Annotated in this window: 16 protein-coding genes, 3 pseudogenes and 1 other annotated feature; of the genes and pseudogenes, 16 read left to right on the forward strand and 3 right to left on the reverse strand. The window is 36.4% G+C overall.

The window, feature by feature from the left end:
• Nucleotides 1-209 precede the first annotated feature (209 nt).
• The 16 genes and pseudogenes from ACFQZ1_RS16980 to ACFQZ1_RS17055 all read left to right on the forward strand — a co-directional run bounded on the left by ACFQZ1_RS16980 (nt 210) and on the right by ACFQZ1_RS17055 (nt 17216).
• Nucleotides 210-1706 (forward strand): FTR1 family iron permease, encoded by a 1497-nt coding sequence (locus ACFQZ1_RS16980; RefSeq protein WP_377883385.1) that lies wholly within the window; start codon nt 210-212, stop codon nt 1704-1706.
• A gap of 11 nt (nt 1707-1717) precedes the next feature.
• Nucleotides 1718-2140: a hypothetical protein gene (locus ACFQZ1_RS16985; protein WP_377883386.1), complete on the forward strand. Its 423-nt coding sequence runs from the start codon at nt 1718-1720 to the stop codon at nt 2138-2140.
• Nucleotides 2141-2288: 148 nt separating this feature from the next.
• On the forward strand, nt 2289-2588 hold the full coding sequence (locus ACFQZ1_RS16990) for a SunI/YnzG family protein (protein WP_377883537.1): 300 nt from the start codon (nt 2289-2291) through the stop codon (nt 2586-2588).
• Between the two features lie 202 nt (nt 2589-2790).
• Entirely contained in the window at nt 2791-3273 is a 483-nt protein-coding gene (locus ACFQZ1_RS16995; protein WP_377883387.1) for a DUF2231 domain-containing protein, read from the forward strand.
• A 398-nt stretch (nt 3274-3671) separates the two neighbouring features.
• Nucleotides 3672-4148 (forward strand): annotated as a pseudogene (locus ACFQZ1_RS17000) (hypothetical protein); the annotation flags it as partial.
• A 3-nt stretch (nt 4149-4151) separates the two neighbouring features.
• A pseudogene (locus ACFQZ1_RS17005) lies at nt 4152-4622 on the forward strand (S-layer protein); the annotation flags it as partial.
• Between the two features lie 164 nt (nt 4623-4786).
• Nucleotides 4787-5314 carry a cysteine hydrolase family protein gene (locus ACFQZ1_RS17010; RefSeq protein ID WP_377883388.1) on the forward strand — a complete coding sequence of 176 codons (528 nt, stop codon included), beginning with the start codon at nt 4787-4789 and terminating at the stop codon, nt 5312-5314.
• A gap of 439 nt (nt 5315-5753) precedes the next feature.
• Nucleotides 5754-6704, forward strand: coding sequence for a nucleoside hydrolase (locus ACFQZ1_RS17015; RefSeq protein ID WP_377883389.1), 951 nt, complete (start codon nt 5754-5756; stop codon nt 6702-6704).
• A 411-nt stretch (nt 6705-7115) separates the two neighbouring features.
• Nucleotides 7116-8553: pseudogene (locus tag ACFQZ1_RS17020) on the forward strand (IS4 family transposase).
• A gap of 228 nt (nt 8554-8781) precedes the next feature.
• Nucleotides 8782-9327 carry an RNA polymerase sigma factor SigX gene (locus ACFQZ1_RS17025; RefSeq protein ID WP_377883390.1) on the forward strand — a complete coding sequence of 182 codons (546 nt, stop codon included), beginning with the start codon at nt 8782-8784 and terminating at the stop codon, nt 9325-9327.
• A 3-nt stretch (nt 9328-9330) separates the two neighbouring features.
• Nucleotides 9331-10506 (forward strand): anti-sigma factor family protein, encoded by a 1176-nt coding sequence (locus ACFQZ1_RS17030; RefSeq protein WP_377883391.1) that lies wholly within the window; start codon nt 9331-9333, stop codon nt 10504-10506.
• A gap of 65 nt (nt 10507-10571) precedes the next feature.
• Complete coding sequence (locus ACFQZ1_RS17035) at nt 10572-11537, forward strand: ABC transporter ATP-binding protein (RefSeq protein WP_377883392.1); 966 nt, start codon at nt 10572-10574, stop codon at nt 11535-11537.
• On the forward strand, nt 11509-12381 hold the full coding sequence (locus tag ACFQZ1_RS17040; protein ID WP_377883393.1) for an ABC transporter permease: 873 nt from the start codon (nt 11509-11511) through the stop codon (nt 12379-12381). Before ACFQZ1_RS17035 ends, ACFQZ1_RS17040 begins: the two co-directional genes overlap by 29 nt.
• 357 nt (nt 12382-12738) lie before the next feature.
• A complete protein-coding gene (locus tag ACFQZ1_RS17045) occupies nt 12739-13923 on the forward strand; it encodes an MDR family MFS transporter (protein ID WP_377883394.1) in 1185 nt (394 codons plus the stop codon).
• 50 nt (nt 13924-13973) lie between these two features.
• Nucleotides 13974-14347 (forward strand) — a binding site (T-box leader).
• 66 nt (nt 14348-14413) lie between these two features.
• Entirely contained in the window at nt 14414-16822 is a 2409-nt protein-coding gene (leuS, locus tag ACFQZ1_RS17050; protein ID WP_377883395.1) for a leucine--tRNA ligase, read from the forward strand.
• A 142-nt stretch (nt 16823-16964) separates the two neighbouring features.
• The gene (locus tag ACFQZ1_RS17055) at nt 16965-17216 is read left to right on the forward strand and encodes a hypothetical protein (protein WP_377883396.1); all 252 of its coding nucleotides are present in this window, start codon (nt 16965-16967) and stop codon (nt 17214-17216) included.
• Between the two features lie 358 nt (nt 17217-17574).
• On the opposite strand, the gene ACFQZ1_RS17060 is transcribed toward ACFQZ1_RS17055, so the two are convergent.
• The 3 genes from ACFQZ1_RS17060 to ACFQZ1_RS17070 form a co-directional block, all read right to left on the reverse strand.
• The gene (locus ACFQZ1_RS17060; protein ID WP_377883397.1) at nt 17575-18003 is read right to left on the reverse strand and encodes a pyrophosphohydrolase domain-containing protein; all 429 of its coding nucleotides are present in this window, start codon (nt 18001-18003) and stop codon (nt 17575-17577) included.
• Between the two features lie 130 nt (nt 18004-18133).
• On the reverse strand, nt 18134-19240 hold the full coding sequence (locus ACFQZ1_RS17065; RefSeq protein WP_377883398.1) for a Ger(x)C family spore germination protein: 1107 nt from the start codon (nt 19238-19240) through the stop codon (nt 18134-18136).
• Nucleotides 19216-20310 (reverse strand): spore germination protein, encoded by a 1095-nt coding sequence (locus ACFQZ1_RS17070; RefSeq protein WP_377883399.1) that lies wholly within the window; start codon nt 20308-20310, stop codon nt 19216-19218. Before ACFQZ1_RS17070 ends, ACFQZ1_RS17065 begins: the two co-directional genes overlap by 25 nt.
• Nucleotides 20311-20326 lie beyond the last annotated feature (16 nt).

Genomic DNA, 20326 nt, shown 5'->3' on the forward strand with positions numbered 1-20326 from the left:
AATAAACACTCTAATTGCGTGCTTTAAATAGAAATATTTTTCTTTAATCATGTGGTAACTTTATGCAGAGGATAAATGCAAAGAATATGATTGACATTCGAAATATAAAACCCTATAATTTTGTTAGCGATTTAAATGATAATGATTTTCAATATTATTTGTGTTACATTTAATGGAAAATTTCTGATATATAGAAATGAGGGATTAACATGAGGTGGAAAGTACATACCTTTTTACTAATTGTATTATTAGGTTTCATAAGTTTGCCATTCCGTGGGTTTGCTGCAACAGCGGCAGATGATTTAGGAAAAGCAAATAAACCGGTTGCACAAGCACTTCAGCTTGTACAACAAGGAGATATAGATGGAGCTTCCAAACAATATGAAGCCTTTAGGTCGACATGGCTTTCCATTGAAGAGGGAATCAAAAAACAATCTTCAGAAGCATATCGCGATATTGAAGATGCAATGGGGCAGGTGCAATTTGCGTTTGCTCAGCAACCAGCAAATAAAGACAAAGTAGAGACAGCACTTCAAAAACTAAAGGACGTAAACGATAAATTTATTGCCGGTAAGTTCTCTGCTACATCTACTCAAAAAGACGAGGGAAATACAAAAAAAGCGGACGTGGCTAGTTTGATTACCCTTTTAGATGATTCACTTTCCAAAATCGACAAACATGACATTGAAGGAGCGAAAAAGGATATTGAGACATTCCGTTCCTCATGGTTGGATGTAGAGGGCGTAGTGTTGACGCAGTCCTCAAAAATATACGGAGATGCTGAGCGTGATATGGTTACTTCGTATGCTATGCTTGCTTCCGATTCTCCTGATATAGCAGGGGCTAAACGAACAATTGAAGACATGCGGAATTACTTAGCACCGCTTGTTGAGAAGACGAGCTACAACATGTTAGATGCAACTACTATTCTGTTACGAGAAGGATTGGAAGGGCTATTGGTCGTTGTAGCGTTGCTCGGATTCTTGAAAAAGGCCGGACATGAAGAAAAAAGCAAATGGATTTGGATTGGTGTTGGAACAGGGCTTGGTGTTAGTATCATTCTCGGTGTGATTGTAAATATGCTTTTCTCCGCAGGAGCATTTGGAAGTAATAACTTTCTCATTGCTGGATGGACGGGAGTATTTGCTGCAGTGATGCTGATGTACATGAGTTATTGGCTTCATAGTAAATCTAGTATTGCAGAATGGCAACGGTATATTCGTACCCAAAGTACAAAAGCATTGAATACAGGAAGTCTATGGTCATTAGCGATCTTGTCATTCCTTGCGGTATTTCGTGAAGGAACAGAAACTGTATTGTTTTTCATTGGTATGGCATCTTCCATTAAAATATCAAGTTTGTTAATGGGTATTGCGATTGGAGCAGTGACACTTATCATCCTATCGTATTTAATTTTAAAGGTAGGCTTGAAAATTCCGATGCGTCCATTTTTCTTAGTTTCAAGTATTCTTATGTTTTACTTGTGCTTTAAATTCACAGGAATGGGTATTCATGGCTTGCAACTTGCTGGATTATTGCCAGCTACGCACCTTTCAATCCCAACTATAGACTTTTTCGCGATTTATCCATCATGGGAAAGTACGATCCCACAAGTAATTCTTCTTGTTGCTGCGGTAATACTTGCAGTATGGAATAAGAAAAAAGATACAAAGTTAGAATCACAACAACAAAAACAGGCTCAATAGGAGGAAACAATATGAAATCTCGTAAACTAATTTTACCGGTTATAGTAGCAACTTCTCTAGCATTAGGGGCTTGCGGAACGCAAGGAGAAAAGAAAGCTGAAAGTACGAAAACTACGGAGCAGGCGTCTGAGAAAAAAACAATCTCCATTGCTGATGGAGCAGCTAGTATGAAACAAACCGTGAGCGATTTGAAAGCTCAATTACAGGCAAACAATGCTGCTAAAGTAAAAGACGATGCAGAACAATTAGAGAAAACATGGCAAACATTTGAAGATACAGTAAAAGAAAAGAATGCTGATTTATATGGGAAATTAGAAACACCGCTTGATACAATTGGAGCAGGTGCAAAGGTCCAACCGCTTGATGTACAAACTCTAAATAAAGCAGCGGAAGATTTAGATGCTGTGTTAACTGAAGTAGGAAAACTAAAATAAGAATACAAAAAAAGCACCTTATTCGATAAGATGCTTTTTTTATTGCAAAAGAGAAATATGGAAATAAAAACATATAATGATAAATAAAGGAATTTCCTTTAAAATGAAATTGAAAAGAAATTAACAGGAAGGTTCTGATTATATGTTTATGGCAGGGATTGATGTTAAAAAAACGGAAAAAGAATTAATTATTAAGTGGCAGTTTGCAACAGTCAATATTCCATTGGAAGAAATTATTGAAATTACCGAAGATGATACTTACGGCGGCGAAAAGGCTGATGCAATTCGAATAGGTGCACCATACGGTACAACGAATCGGATTTTAATTAAAACGAAAAAACAAAATTACATATTGTTTATGAGTCATACTCCTAAAATTTTAAAAGAAATATATTCCGGAAAAACAAAAAGGGTTCTCGATACTAAGTCAGGAACCCTTTTTGTTTGATATGCAAGTAATAGTTTTAGCTGTTAAAACTTAGCTTGATAGCAATGTGGTGAGGCATTAAAAAGAAGAACATTTTGATCAGTTGATTCATTATGATTAAAAAAGTTATTTTCGTCAAAAATATGAATTGTATTTTTAAAGAAATTTTAAAAATTAAATAATAGAATTATTGATATACATTTTTTCTAGAGGAGGAAAAAAGATGTTTCAGGAAGTGTTTTCTCATATTCACCCCATCATGGTACATTTTCCTATTGTATTAATTATTATGGCTACGTGTTACGATTTGTTTTGGATTATTACGCATCGGGAGCTTTCGCCTAGAAAAGGTTATTGGTTATGGATGCTTGCTTTTATTTTTGCTTGGATTGCGGTTGGCACAGGTCCAGAAGAGGATGCGAGAGGAAATACAAATATTTTCGAGTATCATCAAAACTTAGCGGATTTTACTACTATATTGGCGTTTCTTGTAGTTGCTTTTCGTACTTTCTTTATTATTAAAAGAAAGGAGTTTCAAAAGTCTATACTTGTTGTGTATTGTTTACTTTCAGTAATATGCTCTGTTGCTATCCTTTCTGTAGGGTACTTTGGCGGAAAAATGGTTTATGACCAGGGAGTGGGCGTAAAAGTGAACGACAAATATGTAAACCCTCCAAAAACGGGGAATTTTCATCACAGTGATTAAGCAATGCTGGCTGTTTCTTATTGGATTGGTGCAACGCGTATGGAGCGTCAAATATAAATGAAGAGATAACAATGATGTAATTGTTTTTATACCATAGTTATTTGAAAAAATTTTGATTGAAAATAAAATTGTCTCTCAATTGTATAAAGAAATTGTTCTTCTGAAAGAAGAATAGGATTTGAAAAATACCGAGCACAGAATGCTCGGTATTTTTTCGTATTAATAGATTTTAATATTTGAGGGTAATAAATTTCTGTTTGGGTATATATGGAAAATGTTGTGTGATAAAATGATATGGAAGGGGGAGGGGAAGAGAAATGAAAATGAGATTAGCAGCATGTATTTTAGGATTGGCTATGTTCGCAAATGTAGCAGGCGTATTTGCCGCTGAAAATGGAATGTCGTGGAAGCAAGAAAGTGGGAAGTGGTATTTGTATAACGAAAGTGGACAGAAAACATCGGGATGGCAGTTCATAAATGGTTCATGGTATTACTTAGACCAAAGTGGCGCAATGCAAACGGGTTGGAAGTACCTCAATGGAAAATGGTACTACCTAGAGAATAGCGGTGCGATGAAAACAGGCTGGAAACAAGTAAACGGACAATGGTATTACTTAAATACAGATGGATCTATGGCAACAGGCTGGAAACAAGTAAACGGACAATGGTATTACTTAAATGCAGATGGATCTATGGCAACAGGCTGGAAACAAGTAAATGGAAAATGGTATTACTTAAATACAGATGGATCTATGCAAACTGGCTGGAAACAAGTGGATTGGAAATGGTACTACTTAAATGCAGATGGATCTATGCAAACGGGATGGAAACAAGTAAATGGACAGTGGTACTACTTAAAGGACAATGGGTCTATGCTAACAGGTTTTAAAACAATTAACGGAACAGATTATTATTTTGATTCAAGCGGCGCAATGAAGCCGGAAGTTGCAGGAGACAAAATAGACATAAAACGTACTTTACAAACTGCTTTAAATGAAGGAAAATTAGGACCTTTTGGGTTTGATGTGATTGGAAAAGATTTCTCAGAAGTTAAAAGAGAATTTGGTGCACCGGACGAATGGCGGGAAGCAGGTTGTACAGAATGCGATTCACCTAATACTGCAATTTACAACGGTTACGGTCTTGATATGTTTCCTACAGAAGTTAGCAGAATCTGGATGCCAGTCAATGTATCTATAAGAGAATTAAAAGAATGGTTTGGCGAACCAGATGGCCTAGAAGTGGGTATGGATGGCGAGGCACTTGCATATCATCGTGGAAACTATACTTTGTATGCATACTTTTATGATGGTTTTGTTGAGCGCGTTGATCTGTATAAAGCAGAATAGCTAAAGGTAATAAGTAGGGGACTTTCATAGTTGCCTACTTATTTTATTAGATTCAATATGTTTTTTTGTACTGAGCTGGGGTTACGGAGTCTCTTTTTAAGTGTAGAACCCTTTTGAAATAAAATGTTATAATTGCAAAGAAACGAATAGGATGTGAAACGATAATGAAGCAAGCTTTAGTTGTTATTGACATGCAAGAGATCTTTTTTCATGAACCGCAAAATTTTTTGTACGACAAGGAACAGGTAGTTACAAATATAAACAGATTAATCACAAAAGCTCATGAGACGAATATCCCAGTTATTTTCATTCAACATACAGATACAGGGGAAACAGATGAAATGTTTGAAGGAAAAGATGGGTGGCAATTACATAAGGGGCTAGTGAAAACTCCTTCAGATAAAGTTATTCAAAAAACGAAATGGGATTCATTCTATCAAACAGAGCTATTAAACTACTTAAAAGAGAAAGAAATTGAGCAAATTATTTTTGCAGGAGCTCAAACAGAATTTTGTCTGGATACTACAATTCGAGCTGCTTATAGCTTAGGTTATCAAAATAACATTCTTTATAAAAATACACACAGTACGATAACTAGTACAGTATTAGAAGCACAAACTATTATTAAACATCACGAAAACATTTGGAACAATCGATTTTTAAAAGTTGAAGAATTAGATACAGTACTATGAATAAAAGCTAGGAAAAGATTCATTTGTTTTATTGAATGTTTTCCTAGCTTTTTCTATGTTAACGAGTGGTATGTATAGTTGAAAAAACAAACATTAGCATAGCAACAAACTATAGATTATCACTAATATCAAATTTGTTCTTTTTCTTATTAGTAAACTAGGCTGAACCATTCATCACCATCAACTTAAGAAATCAAGTCACCCCAAAAACGACAAAGCTAGCTTCTTATTTGAAAAAAGATAAGAAGTGAGCTTTTTTGTCTGCTACGATAATGATTGGCTATGTAAGTCACATTTTTATACCAATAATTGTTTTTATGATAACTACATATGAATAGAATTCACTTTTTAGGAATACATAAAATATATACGTACAAGCCTATCCTACTCACTACATCCTTAGTGAAAATAGGATTCTATAAATTTTGGAGGAAGATATATGCAAAAAAAAGTTCTCCTATTTACAGATTTGGGAATTGATGATGCGTTTGCTATTTTGTATACCTTTTTTCGTAAAGATATTCAACTTGTAGGGATTGTCGCCGATTATGGAAATGTATCAAGAGAGAATGTTATCAGAAATATTAACTATTTGAAGTACATTGCAGGAAGAGAAGAGATACCTGTATTCCTTGGTGCTTCTGTACCGTTGACAGGTATATTGGTTCAGTATTTCCCCGAGGTACATGGAAAAGTCGGATTAGGACCTATCATTCCTCCTGAAATTTCTTATCCAGTTTATCCCTTAAATGATATTTACCAAGTTATACATTCAAATTTAGAAGATCTTACAATTATCAATTTGGGAAGACTTTCTTCGTTAGCTACGACTTTTGTATTAAATTTAGAAACAATGCGGAACGTAAGGGAATGTATTTGCATGGGCGGAGCTTTTTTTTATCCAGGTAATGTGACTGCTGTAGCTGAAGCTAACTTTTACGCCGATCCTTATGCAGCAAACTTAATTCTGCAGCATGCGAAGAACTTGACAATTATCCCGTTAAATGTAACTCAACATGCAATTGTTACACCCGAAATGGTCCAACAAATCGATGCATTTCATCAGAATACACAGGATCTTGCAGGACTCATCATCAAACCTATGTTAGACTATTATTATAGTTTCTACTCCAAGTCTAATCCCGGTATAAGCGGAAGTCCTATGCATGATTTTGTAACAGTGTGGTATTTGCTGAATCAAGAGGCTGTTAGCCTTTCAAGAGTACCCATTAAAGTAATTCCTGATCAAGGAGAAGGATTTGGTCAAAGTATTGCAGACTTTCGTTTTGTGACTAATCCAGGCTATAAAACGCATAATGTAGCTTTTCAGTTGGATTATGAAAGATTCAAGAAGGATATTATGGAAACGTTCTTACAGAAGAGATTGTAACATACTTTATTAACTTCAGATAATACAGATTATGTGAATGAAAAGTAAACTCAGATTTTCTGAAGTGACTTTTCTAGGTTTCTAGATAGAGTGACTATCCCTAGGGGGATTTGATTAAAAAAATGTTTTAGACTATAGAAAAAAGTCTTAGACTGTTAAAAATAGTTGTAGACTACAGAGGTGTTTTCGTACATGAGAACATCTCTTGTCCTTTTTACTAAGACTGCATCTTCCGGATTACATACAGCCAGAATTTCTGTAATAGCTTCTTCTTTTATAAGAAATGTTTTTGCGTTTCCTTTATAGGGATCACCATACATGCCCATAAACTTAAGAGATTTTAATACTCTTAAGTACTAAAAAACGTTATTCTTTCTAAACAAGCTAGATTAGAAAGGATGACGTTTTCTTATGAATCTCTCGATTCAAGATGAACTACAACCATTTGCGGAAGAATTACAGCGATATGTTACACCTGTATTTTTAGAAGAACTTGCAAGAGAACTTGGGTTTGTAAAGCGAAAACGCAAGTTTTCTGGCTCAGACTTAGCTGCTATTTGTATTTGGGTAAGTCAACGGGTGGCAAGTGATCCCTTGGTTCGATTATGTAGTAGGCTTAATGCTGCGACAGGTACTTTACTCAGCCCTGAGGGCTTAAATAAACGCTTAAATACAAAAGCAGTTTTGTTTTTACAACATATTTTTTCTTTACTGTTACAACAAAAAGTATGTGAACAAACGCAAATTTCTAACCATCTTTTCTCTTATTTCCAACGAACTCGCATCCTAGATGCCACCGTATTTCAAGTACCCAATGCTTTAGAGAATGTTATATCCAGGCGCTGGAGGATGTGCCCAAACAGCCGGAATCAAAATTCAATTAGAATATGATCTGCACAGTGGGGAATTTCTTAATTTTCAAGTTGGACCTGGAAAAAATAATGACAAAACATTTGGTACGGAGTGCCTAGATACCTTACGACCAGGAGATTTATGTATTCGTGATCTAGGTTATTTTTCATTGGAAGACTTAGATCAAATGGATCAACGAGGTACATACTATATTTCTCGTTTAAAATTAAACACGAATGTATATGTGAAAAATCCAAACCTAGAATACTTTAAAAATGGTGCAATTAAGAAACAATCGGAATACATACAAATCGATGTAAAACAGATTTTGAAACAACTACAACCTGGAGAAACATTTGAATTAAAAAATGCTTATATTGGTGATAAACAACAACTGTTTGCACGCGTCATTTTTAATCGATTAACAGAAAAACAACTTCAAAAACGACGAGCGAAGATTGCTGAAAAAGAAAAATCAAAAAATAGAACGTACTCAGAGAAAAGTAAAATTATAGCGGGGTTAAACGTGTACGTGACGAATACACCTTGGGAATGGGTTCCGATGGAACAAGTACATGAGTTGTATACTTTGCGTTGGCAAATAGAGATTGTCTTTAAAACGTGGAAATCACTCTTCAAAATAGACCATTATCGTCATGTAAAACAGGAACGATTAGAGTGCCAATTATATGGAAAGCTAATCGCTATTTTCCTGTGTACCTCTACTATGTTTAAAATGCGCCAACTTCTTTTGCAAAAGAAGAAAAGAGAATTAAGCGAATATAAAGCGATAGGGATGATCCAAGATTATTTATATCTTTTGTATCAAGCTATACAGAAAGACACCCAAGAAATAACAAAAATTCTAATCCGCCTATACCACCTATTACAGAAAAATGGGCGGAAATCTCATCGATATGAGAAGAAAACAGTCTTTGATATTATGGGTGTTGTCTATGAGTATAGTGGATTTGGAAAACAAAAGAAAGCTGCATAATTTTTGAAATTTGATTGATTGAGGTTTATTTGGCATGCTCATTTTTAAGGACAAAAAGTATTTTAAGAGTTTTTTAATTCATTTGAACGAAAGTTCATTTTGTTTCCGTTCTTAAGTTGATGGGCATGGGCTGAACCGTTACAAGAAAATATTTTTTATTTTTTTGTCACAAATAGCTAATTTGTGGTTTCTTTATAGTGAAAGTGCTTAATAAGGAGGAAGAAAAGAGTGGGGGTGAAAGCTTCATTGTTAAATATATATGAACAAGATTCAGTTTCACATATACAGTTTCAAGATGTGTTTAAGCAATATTATGTTCACGTTGTTAGACAAATTATGAGGATTGTGCGAGATCAAGCAATTGCTGAAGATTTAGCGCAAGAAGTATTTTTGCAATTATATCATACAGAATGGAAACAGATTGAAAGTTTATCAGCATGGCTTGCAAAGGCATCCATTTATGCGGCATATAACTATTTGCGATCTGAAAAAAGGCATCAAGCAAGAATCAAAAAAGAAGCAAATGATAAACATTCAATTAGCAGTCCGTCATCAGAAGAACAATGTATTCAAAAAGAAGAAATTACTCGTGTACAAAGTACATTAAAAGAAATGGATGAGCGTGAACGTACCCTCTTGCTAATGAAGTTTTCAGGATTTCAATACAAAGAAATCGCCGATGCTACTGACATTGAAGTATCCTCGGTTGGAACAATGCTGGCACGAGCGAAAGCAAAATTTCGGAAGATGTATAGAGGGGTCAAGGAGGAATGACAAATGAAATGCCAAGATATTGGATTTATTCAGGCGTATTTAGATGGAGAATTAAACCGCGATGACAGAAAGCAATATATTCAGCATCTTGATCAATGTAAAGCCTGTCAAAAGGCGTTAGAAGAAATGAGCAAGCTTAATCAATGGGTAGAAGTTGTAGTGGATGATGAATATACAAACGTTAGCCAAGAAATTGATATCGATGTTGATCAAGCTTGGGAAACCTTTGAACAGAATGTCAAAAATCATAAAACAGAAGAAAGAAATAGTGAAGAAAGTAAAAAGAAGGGAAGATGGCATAATATGAAGAAATCATCTAAACGTTGGATTACTGCAGCAGCAGCGGCGGCAGTTGTGTGTGTGTCTTTAACAGTTCCAGAAGTACGAGCAGGAGCAAGTAGCTTGTTATCGATTTTTCGAGTAAAGGATGTGCAGCTCGTTCAACTTACAGATTCGGACTTACGTGAAATTGAAGGATGGATCTCTAAAACGGAAGAAGGAGAAAAGTCCATTAAAGGAATTGGGAAAATAGGAATCAAAGATAACGGAAGCAAAAAAGATGCTCATTTTCAGTCGGAACAGCAAGCAAGAGAAGCTGGATATGCTGTTCCAAAAGTGCCAAATGGATACCGTGTAACGAATGTGGATGTGACTCCGTCGTTTATTATGCAATTTGAACTCGATACAGAAAAAGCAAATAAATTGTTGAAACAACTCCAAAGCAATACTCAGTTTGAAAGTGCTTTGAATGGTAAGAAATTCTCTATCACAGTTCCGGAATCAGTACGTACACAAATAGAAACTGAGGGCAATCGAACATCAAGTGGTTTTTCTTATAATGTGATTGATGCACCAAAAATTTCTGTTCCAGAAGGTGTAGATGTTACGAAATTACAAAAAACAGTTTTAGAGCTTCCAATTATTCCTGGGAATGTGAAAACGCAACTTGCAGGTATTCAAGATTGGACACATACATTGCCGATTCCTTATGTAGCAAAAGATGCAAAAGTATCAGAGACAAATGTTCAAGGAGTAAAGGCCGTTTTATATAATACAGAATATGAAAATGTGCTGATTTGGGAGAAAGACGGGAAAATGCACATGATCGAGCAACATAAAGAGCAGGGGAAAGATATGAATGCAAGTGATCTTATTAAACTTGCAAATGAATTAAAATAATGATTGAACAAGAGCGGCTCCGCAAAAAGGAGCGGCTCTGTTCCTGTATAGGGCGGAGGTAAAACATGAATCAAGACTGGATTATTCAAACGAAGAACTTAACAAAACAATATAACGGAAAAGGCGGTATCCGCAACATTTCATTAGAGGTACCGCGCGGTACTGTATTCGGATTTATCGGTCCTAACGGTGCCGGGAAAAGTACGTTTGTGCGAACGATGCTAGGCTTACTTCATTCGGATTCTGGAACGGCGCAAATGTTAGGACACCCGATTGGGACAATTGAATCAAAACGGCGCATTGGCTATTTACCTGAACTATTTCGCTATCCTGATTGGCTGACTGGATGGCAGTTACTTGAAACGCATGCGAAATTATGCGATCTTCCTTTTCGAGAGCGGAAAGCAAAAATGAATGAGGTTATTGAAAAAGTTGGTCTAAAGGGAAGGGAAAAAGAAAAGATTCGCGGTTATTCAAAAGGAATGCAGCAGCGTATCGGACTTGCTTGTGCCCTGCTTTCTGATCCGGAATTGATTTTTTTAGATGAGCCAACATCAGCACTTGATCCAATTGGGCGAAAAGAAGTACGTCATTTAATGGAAGAGCTTCGTGAACAAGGGAAGACAGTATTTTTAAACAGCCATCTATTAAATGAAATTGAACATCTATGTGATCACGTGGCGATTATTAATAAGGGAGAGTTAATTGTACAAGGAGATTGGCGCTCATTGGTGATGATTCAAACGGAAGTCGAAGTAACACTTGGTGAAAAGAGCGAATTATTTTTTAAACAACTGCCCTCGTTTATTAAAAATGTAAGGAAGATAGAAGAACAGCAAAATCGTAAACGTTCGATTATAACGCTGCAACAAGAAGACGACATTCCTAGATTGTTAGAAGCGTTTGTATCATTACATATTCCTGTATATCAGTTAAATCCGGTTCACCCGCATTTGGAAGATGTGTTTATGTACTGGGTAAATAAGAAAGAGGGGACGCAGCATGTGGACAATCGCCAAGTTATCATTTAAAGAAATCCTGTTAAAGCGTATTTTTACCATTACGTTATGTATGACTTTTGCCTTTTTAATATTTTATGGAGTGGCCATTCATTACGCCGTCAGTGAAATCATTCCAGGAGAATCTAGCGGTCTTTCGACAGCTCAAGATTTTATGAGCAAGAGTTTCTTTTCTACACAACTTCTTGGCATTGGTTTATATTTTTCTTCGTTTATTACGGCGTTGTTAGCTATTTTAAGTAGTGTTGGCAGTATTGCCAATGAAATTGAAAGTCATCAAATTGATACATGGTTAACGAGACCGATTTCACGCTTCTCATTTTTAATGGGGAAATGGATCGGCTTATGTTGCTTACTAATTGCGTATGCAGCTTTTCTATTTATAAGTATCGTGCTCATCCATCAAACAATGGGAGGCACGGCGTTTCATTTAGACTTCACGGCCGCACAGATTATAAAAGCATTGGCTCTTTTCTTGCTGCAGCCCGTTATTTTAATTAGCATAGCGATATTACTAAGCACGCGTATGGCGACATTAAATGCTGGTATTGTGTTAATTATTTTATACGGAACTGGATTTATTGGCGGATTTGTTGAACAAATCGGTACATTGGCACACAAAACAGCACTTGTGAACATGGGCATAATTGCAAGCCTTTTATTCCCAATTGATACGATGTATCGTAAAATGACAATTTATTTATTTGATTCAGCAGACAATCCTTTATCAATAGCCTCACAAGGCGTGTTCGGGAGTGTTTCAACACCGAGTAACATGATGATTGTTTATGCTGTTTTATATGTGTTAGCAGCTATTTTTATAGCGATTCGAACATTTAAATCACGTGATTTATAGGGGGAGCCTAAACCAATTGGCTAAAGTGTCAGATTCACTCTATCGATAGTAATTATGCTTCAATCGTTGTATGCGTCCAATCTTGTAAAGCGTGAGAAACAACTATTTCGATTTTAAAAAAAGGATGTATGTTTTTAGCATAAGCTTTATTGTTGTGACGGTTTTAGTGTATAAAGATTATTGGATAGAAAAGAAAAAAAGTTAAAGGAAACCCATCTCTATATAGAGATGGGTTTCCTTTAACTTCTCATTATCTGAATTTCACCAACTATTAATCATTTGCCTTCCTACCTAAAAACGACTACAATTTTACTGTTATTGAAGACCGAAAAAATAATAGAATAGGAGGGAAGAGGTATGCCAAGGCAAGTATGGCTATTAGTAGCTGGGATGATTATTAATGTCACGGGTGCTTCTTTTTTATGGCCTTTTAATACAATTTATTTACATGATCATTTAGGGAAGTCATTATCTGTGGCCGGAATGGTATTAATGATTAACTCGTTAACAGGAGTAATTGGTAATTTACTCGGCGGTGTTTTATTTGATAAATGGGGCGGATATAAGTCCATTCTAGTTGGTATTGTTATTACATTATTAGCGATTTTAGGATTGGTATTCTTCCATGGTTGGCCATTTTATGTTGTATGGCTTGCATTAATTGGATTTGGTTCTGGAATGGTCTTCCCGTCGATGTATGCGATGGTTGGGTCGGTTTGGCCAGAAGGCGGACGGAGAGCATTTAATGCGATGTATGTTGGACAAAACGTTGGGATTGCGATTGGAACAGCGTGCGGTGGTTTAGTTGCTTCTTATCGTTTTGATTATATTTTCTTAGCAAACTTTGTTTTATACTTTATTTTCTTCGTAATTGCTTTTATTGGATTCCGTGGTATGGAAGATAAGAGTGTAGAAGTAAAAGAAAAAACGAAAAAAGGTTGGTCACTTACACCAGGATTCAAGGCGCTTCTTATTGTATGTGTAGCATATGCTTTATGCTGGGTTACATATGTACAGTGGCAAGGAGCGATTGCAACGCATATGCAGGAGTTGAATATTAGTCTTCGTCATTATAGTTTATTATGGACGATAAATGGGGCGATGATTGTTTGTGCGCAGCCATTAATAAGTATGATTATTCGTGCGATGAAACGCTCTTTAAAACAACAAATTATGATCGGAATCGGTATTTTCGCAGTGTCGTTTATCGTATTAAGTCAAGCGCAGCAATTTTCAATGTTCCTTGTCGCAATGGTAACTTTAACAATTGGTGAATTATTTGTTTGGCCAGCTGTTCCAACGATTGCGAATATCCTTGCACCAAATGATAAGCTTGGTTTTTATCAAGGCGTTGTAAATAGCGCAGCAACTGTTGGGAAAATGTTTGGACCAGTTGTCGGCGGAGCAATTGTAGACCTATATAATATGGAAGTATTGTTTATGGCTATAATGGTAATGCTTGTAGTAGCATTTATCGCAACGACTATTTATGATAAGAGAGTACAGGTTGAAGAAACAGTAGAAGAAAAAATTGCAGTTTAGTTTGACGGAACATGTAACTTGTTTTAGAATATATTTTAAATAACTCATATGTAATAACAGTGATAAGGAGTAGTAGTAATAGAAGCTGGTTTAGAGAGTTGACGGTTGGTGCAAGTCAATCCACGTTTCGTTATGAACTCGCCTTTGAGTTGCAGTCGTGAAAGAAAGTAGCGATTTGCCGTCTATCCACGTTACGGATCTAAGCGAATGTATATTAGTGCTTGTTCAAAAAGGAGGATAAAGAGAGCAGAGCAGTTCGAGGCACGGAAGCCAGGAGGACACGGAGTGTAGAGTGACTACATGAGTACCGGACTGGCGACGTAACGAAGAAATGCGATAGCTATCTTTACCGGACGTTTTGAACATCCTTTATGACATTAATTTAGGGTGGTACCGCGGGAATCTATAACCTCTCGTCCCTTTTCTGGGATGAGGGGTTTTTTGTATTTTTGGCGGTGAAAATATATAGAATTTGAATGGAGGGTGTTTAATGAGCTTCAATCATCAAGAAATTGAGAAGAAGTGGCAAGCGTATTGGGAAGAGAATAAAACATTCCGTACGCCAGATGAAACAGAGAAACCGAAATTTTACGCACTAGATATGTTCCCATATCCATCAGGTGCAGGGCTGCACGTAGGACATCCAGAAGGATATACAGCAACGGATATTTTATCTCGTATGAAACGTATGCAAGGCTATAACGTACTTCATCCAATGGGATGGGATGCGTTCGGTCTTCCAGCAGAGCAATACGCACTTGATACTGGAAACAGCCCAGCAGAGTTTACAGAGAAAAACATCAACACATTCCGCAATCAAATTAAATCATTAGGTTTCTCTTATGATTGGGATCGTGAAGTAAATACAACAGATCCAAACTATTACAAATGGACACAATGGATCTTCCTAAAATTATATGAAAAAGGCTTAGCTTACGTGGATGAAGTACCAGTAAACTGGTGCCCGGCACTTGGTACTGTACTTGCGAACGAAGAAGTAATCGATGGCGTGAGTGAGCGCGGCGGACATCCTGTTGAGCGTCGTCCGATGAGACAATGGATGCTTAAAATTACAGCTTATGCAGATCGCTTACTAGAAGACTTAGATGAGCTTGATTGGCCAGAAAGCTTAAAAGATATGCAGCGCAACTGGATCGGTCGTTCTGAAGGTGCAGAAGTACACTTCAAAATCGACGGTACAGATGAGAAATTTACTGTATTTACAACGCGCCCAGATACATTATTTGGTGCAACGTACTGTGTGCTTGCTCCAGAACACGCGCTTGTGGCAGAAATTACAACTGCAGATCAAAAAGAAGCAGTTGAAGCATACATTGATTCTGTAAAAGCGAAAAGTGATTTAGAGCGTACAGAGCTTGCGAAAGAAAAAACAGGCGTATTCACAGGTGCTTATGCGATTAACCCAGTAAACGGTGAGAAATTACCAATCTGGATCGCTGACTATGTGCTTGCTAGCTACGGAACAGGTGCAGTAATGGCAGTTCCAGCACACGATGAGCGTGATTACGAGTTTGCGAAAACATTTGAGCTTCCAATGAAAGAAGTTGTAGAAGGCGGAGACATTACGAAAGAAGCACATACAGGTGATGGTGCTCACGTAAATTCTGCATTCTTAGATGGCTTAAATAAAGAAGAAGCAATTGCGAAAATGATTGAATGGCTTGAAGTAACGAGTGCAGGAAATCAAAAAGTAACATACCGTTTACGTGATTGGTTATTTAGCCGTCAACGTTACTGGGGTGAGCCAATTCCAATTATTCACTGGGAAGATGGTACAATGTCAGCTGTGAAAGAAGAAGAATTACCATTAATTCTTCCAAAAACAGAGAACATTCGTCCGTCTGGTACAGGCGAATCTCCACTTGCAAACATTGATGAGTGGGTAAATGTTGTGGATCCAGTGACTGGTAAGAAAGGTCGCCGCGAGACAAACACAATGCCGCAATGGGCAGGCAGCTGCTGGTATTACCTACGTTATATCGATCCGAAAAACAGCGAAGCACTTGCTGATCCAGAAAAAATTAAACAATGGCTTCCAGTCGATATTTACATCGGCGGTGCAGAGCATGCAGTACTTCACTTACTATATGCACGCTTCTGGCATAAAGTATTATATGATGTAGGCGTGGTTCCAACGAAAGAGCCATTCCAACAACTATTTAACCAAGGTATGATTCTAGGTGAAAATAATGAGAAGATGAGTAAATCAAAAGGTAACGTTGTAAACCCTGATGATATCGTAGCAAGCCACGGTGCAGATACACTTCGTCTATACGAAATGTTTATGGGACCATTAGATGCTTCAATTGCTTGGTCTGAAAATGGTCTTGATGGAGCTCGTCGTTTCTTAGATCGCGTATGGCGTCTATTTGTTCAAGACAATGGTGAACTAAGCGAAAAAATTACAGATGCAGCAAACAAAAATCTTGAAAAAGTATATCACCAAACAGTAAAGAAAGTAACAGAAGACTACGCAGAACTTCGCTTTAACACTGCGATTTCTCAAATGATGATGTTCATTAACGATGCATATAAAGCAGAAACCCTTCCGAAAGAATATGTAGAAGGTTTCGTAAAAATGTTAGCACCAGTTGCGCCGCACGTTGCGGAAGAGCTTTGGAGCAAGCTTGGACATAACGAAACAATCACATATGTAAGCTGGCCAACATTTGATGAGTCTAAACTTGTAGAAGATGAAGTTGAAATCGTTGTTCAAGTCATGGGTAAAGTACGTGCGAAGTTAACAATGAAAAAAGACGCATCAAAAGAAGAGATGGAACAACTTGCACTTGAGGCAATTAAAGAGCAAGTTGAAGGAAAAACAGTTCGTAAAGTAATTGTTGTTCCTGGGAAACTTGTAAATATCGTAGCGAATTAATGAAAAAGGGCACCTTTTTAGGTGCTCTTTTTATGTTCTAACTAGGATGGAAGAGCTCAATTTTAGAGCAGACAAACACCTATTTTTCTTTTTGCAATATGATAACATCGACACAGTAAATTGTGAGGAAGAGGTGAACGAAATGAATTATAATGAACAACGACAAATCATTAGTCCATATGGTATGGGTGGATTCCCTACAACGCAAGTAGGATATCCACATGGAGGATATCCTTATGGCTATCATCATGTGGGGTATCACCCACATTATCCATATCATCATGGTTATCCTCATCATGGCTATTATCCTCATCATGGTTATTATCCTCATCATGGTTATCATCACGGCCAACATTATGGCATGCCGCATCAAGGTATGCCGCATCAAGGCTAATATCAGAAGAATGTAAGATTAAACAACTATGGAATAGGACGTTAGTTCCTTAAAGAAAATCTCCTTCTATGCAAGGAGATTTTTTATTTGGGAATGATAAAGAAAAAGGGGGTGTATACATATGGGTAAAGGAAGAAGCAATAACGCTGGACAAAAACAACCGAACTTCGATGATTCATCTAATTTCTCTAAAGGGAAACAAAGTCAAAAAACAGCACCGAAGAAGAAATAATGCAAAAGGAGCCATCTATATAGATGGCTCTTTTTCAAAGTATCAATATATCGGTGCTTTTTAAGATATAACGGCGTTTCGCCATAAAAGAAAGACCCTTCGACGATATGTGACATGATTTCGCTATTATTTTCCTGCTTTTTCAAGTGCTTCTTGACGCTGACGCTCAATTTCCGCACGAAGTTGTGGTTCTGGTGCTTCCCATCCTTCAGGTTTTAAAATCTTGCCATCACCTTCGCGGAAGCGCGGTTTACCGTCTGGGAATAATTTTGCCATGTTTGCATTGTTCACGATCTCAAAACCTTTATCAGGACGTACACCCATTTCTGCAAACGTTCCAAATGCAAAGTAAATTAAGTCAATTAATGCATCATATTGATCTTCTACTGTGTTTGCTTCTAAGAATTCTTCTAGTTCTTCTTGCATAAAGCTTGCACGAATCTTTGCGCGTTCTTCTGTTAATTTTGTTGGAGCATCAGCAACTGGGTGGCCGAATACTTCATGCATTTTCGCAACAAGCTCATATCCTTTATCTAAACCTTTTTCGTTTGTCATGTTGTTTCATCCTTTCTCGTTCTTTGCCGATTTTTATTGTAACACGATTTACGCTAGGGAGGCTTAAATTCTGTTTTTACTAAAAAAGATCCTCTATCTAATTTAATCTTAGGAAAGAGGATCAATTATGTTACTCAATAACGCCTGAATTTGTAATATCGACTGTAAATTTAACTTTTACAGGAACATCTTTGTACATTTTTTTCCACTCTTTTAACTTAAAAGGTCTGTAGTGTTGTTTAAATTTGGCTCCTAAAGCGAGTGGGTCTGTACCAAGCGATTGAAATTTTTTAATTAGTTTTACTCCATCTTTATTTAAGTTTGTTTCAATGTCTTTTTTTATTTTTTCTACACTTTTTGGGTTTTCTAAGTTGACATTCTCCGAAATCTCTTGAATGCGAGCTTTCATTTTTACTTGAATAAAAAAGGAAGGTTTGCCGCCCTTTACATATACATGGTAAGAAGGAGAAGAACGAATGTTGTTAATGATTGTATAGCCTAATTTTGTTTTAAATTCATGTGAATCCAGTTCACTTTTTTCGAGCAGTGTTTTAAAAAGAAACATATCTTTTTCTTCTACTTTTCCTACATATTTATCTTGTTTGAAAAGAGCTATACTCGTAATTTTAATACTTTTCTTTTTCTTTTTTAATATAGGCATATACGTATCTTGCCCTTCGCGGTAATAGCGAAAAGCTTGAAGGTGTAAATTATCTTTTGGTAATACACCTGTTTTCATATTATGTTCTAGTATTTTTGTCATGTAGATTGCTACGTTAGAAGCTGTTTCATATTGGCCTGATAGTAGTTTTTGACCTTCTCCATTTCCTCCGCCTTCAACTAGACCAACATATACTAAGTTTCCGATATTTACATCACGAATAAGTGTATCAAATAAGCTGGAGAGTCCTTTTTTAGCTAATTTTTCTGTAAAAAGAGTAACGCGTATTTGTCCGCTGGCAAGAGGTTCTCCAGATTCTAAAGCAGTTGTTACTTTAATTTGTTTGACTGTATTTCCATATCCTTGAAGTACTTGTACTGTTTTCCCTTTTTTTCGAATAGGACAAACGTAAGTCACTTTTACTTTTTCCTTCTTTGAGCCTGTATCTGAAGCGACATCAAAAACAGAACCTTGAATAAGACTGAGATCATCAACGATGCTTTTGGGCACACATGCTGTTGTAAAAAATAAGCACAAACTAAAAAGGAATACTACTTGCTTTTTGATGTTTTCCATTTGTTTTTCACCCACATTATAAGGAATAAAACTGGGATGTACACATAAACAATCCAAAAATCTACCTTTGAGACATGAGTAATAAAGTTATTAATATCGTGCCGTTCCGTTAGGAATTGTGAAATAATGACGGTTACAAATAATAAGGAAATTAATATATATTTCTGCTTTATGCGAAATAGTTCATAAAATCCTCTTGTTGCACCCCATAATGGTAAGATAAAACTTGTAATTGCAATGATTGCGTAGCCGGAGATAACAATATATTCTAGACGCTCAATGAAAGGAAGACGAATTACTTGTGAAATGGATAGCTGTGACCAAATTGTTTTTGATAATTGTTTTTCGCTAAAGAACGCAAAGGCAAGAATGGTACTTAGTAAAAATAAAAAGTTAGAAAATAAAACACCATATTGCGCAAATTTATGAGATTTTTCCGGAGTTTTGATAAACGGATATATCATCAAAATGAGTTCGAAGCCAATCATGGTATAAGTCGACGCTTGAGCTGATTTTAAAATATCCCCAAAAGAATGAGAGAATATAGGTAGTAGGTTTCCAAAATTAGCGTATTTAGTGGTTATAAGCAGCATCATGATATATCCGCATGTAGCAACAACGGAGATAACACAAATACCAGTCATAACCCGAAAGCCAGATGAAATAACATAATAGCTAAGTATGCATAGAAAGATTGTTAATTTCCATGTAGATGCTGTTGGAAACATCCAAACTTGAATAATTTCTACATATGTGCGTATAACGGATACGCTGTCTAGAAAGAAATATGTCATAAAGATTAGATTGAATGCATTGCCTAGCCATTTTCCAAATATATTTTGATGCACTGTAAGCAAGTTTCCATTTGCGTTTCTTAATAGACGATACATCATCCACATAAGAATGTGAACGCCTATCCCCGCTATAATTACACCCATCCATGCATCATATCCGGCAGCTTTTGCAATAATACGCGCAAATCCGAGAACCCCAACACCGAATTGAGCACCATGGATTAAGAAAAAAACAAAAATGGGAGATACTTTATAATTTGTTTTAACTGTACTCATATGCTCTCCTCGTTTC

The sequence above is a fragment of the Bacillus sp. CGMCC 1.60114 genome (assembly GCF_042676365.1).
Taxonomy (GTDB): domain Bacteria; phylum Bacillota; class Bacilli; order Bacillales; family Bacillaceae_G; genus Bacillus_A; species Bacillus_A rhizoplanae_A.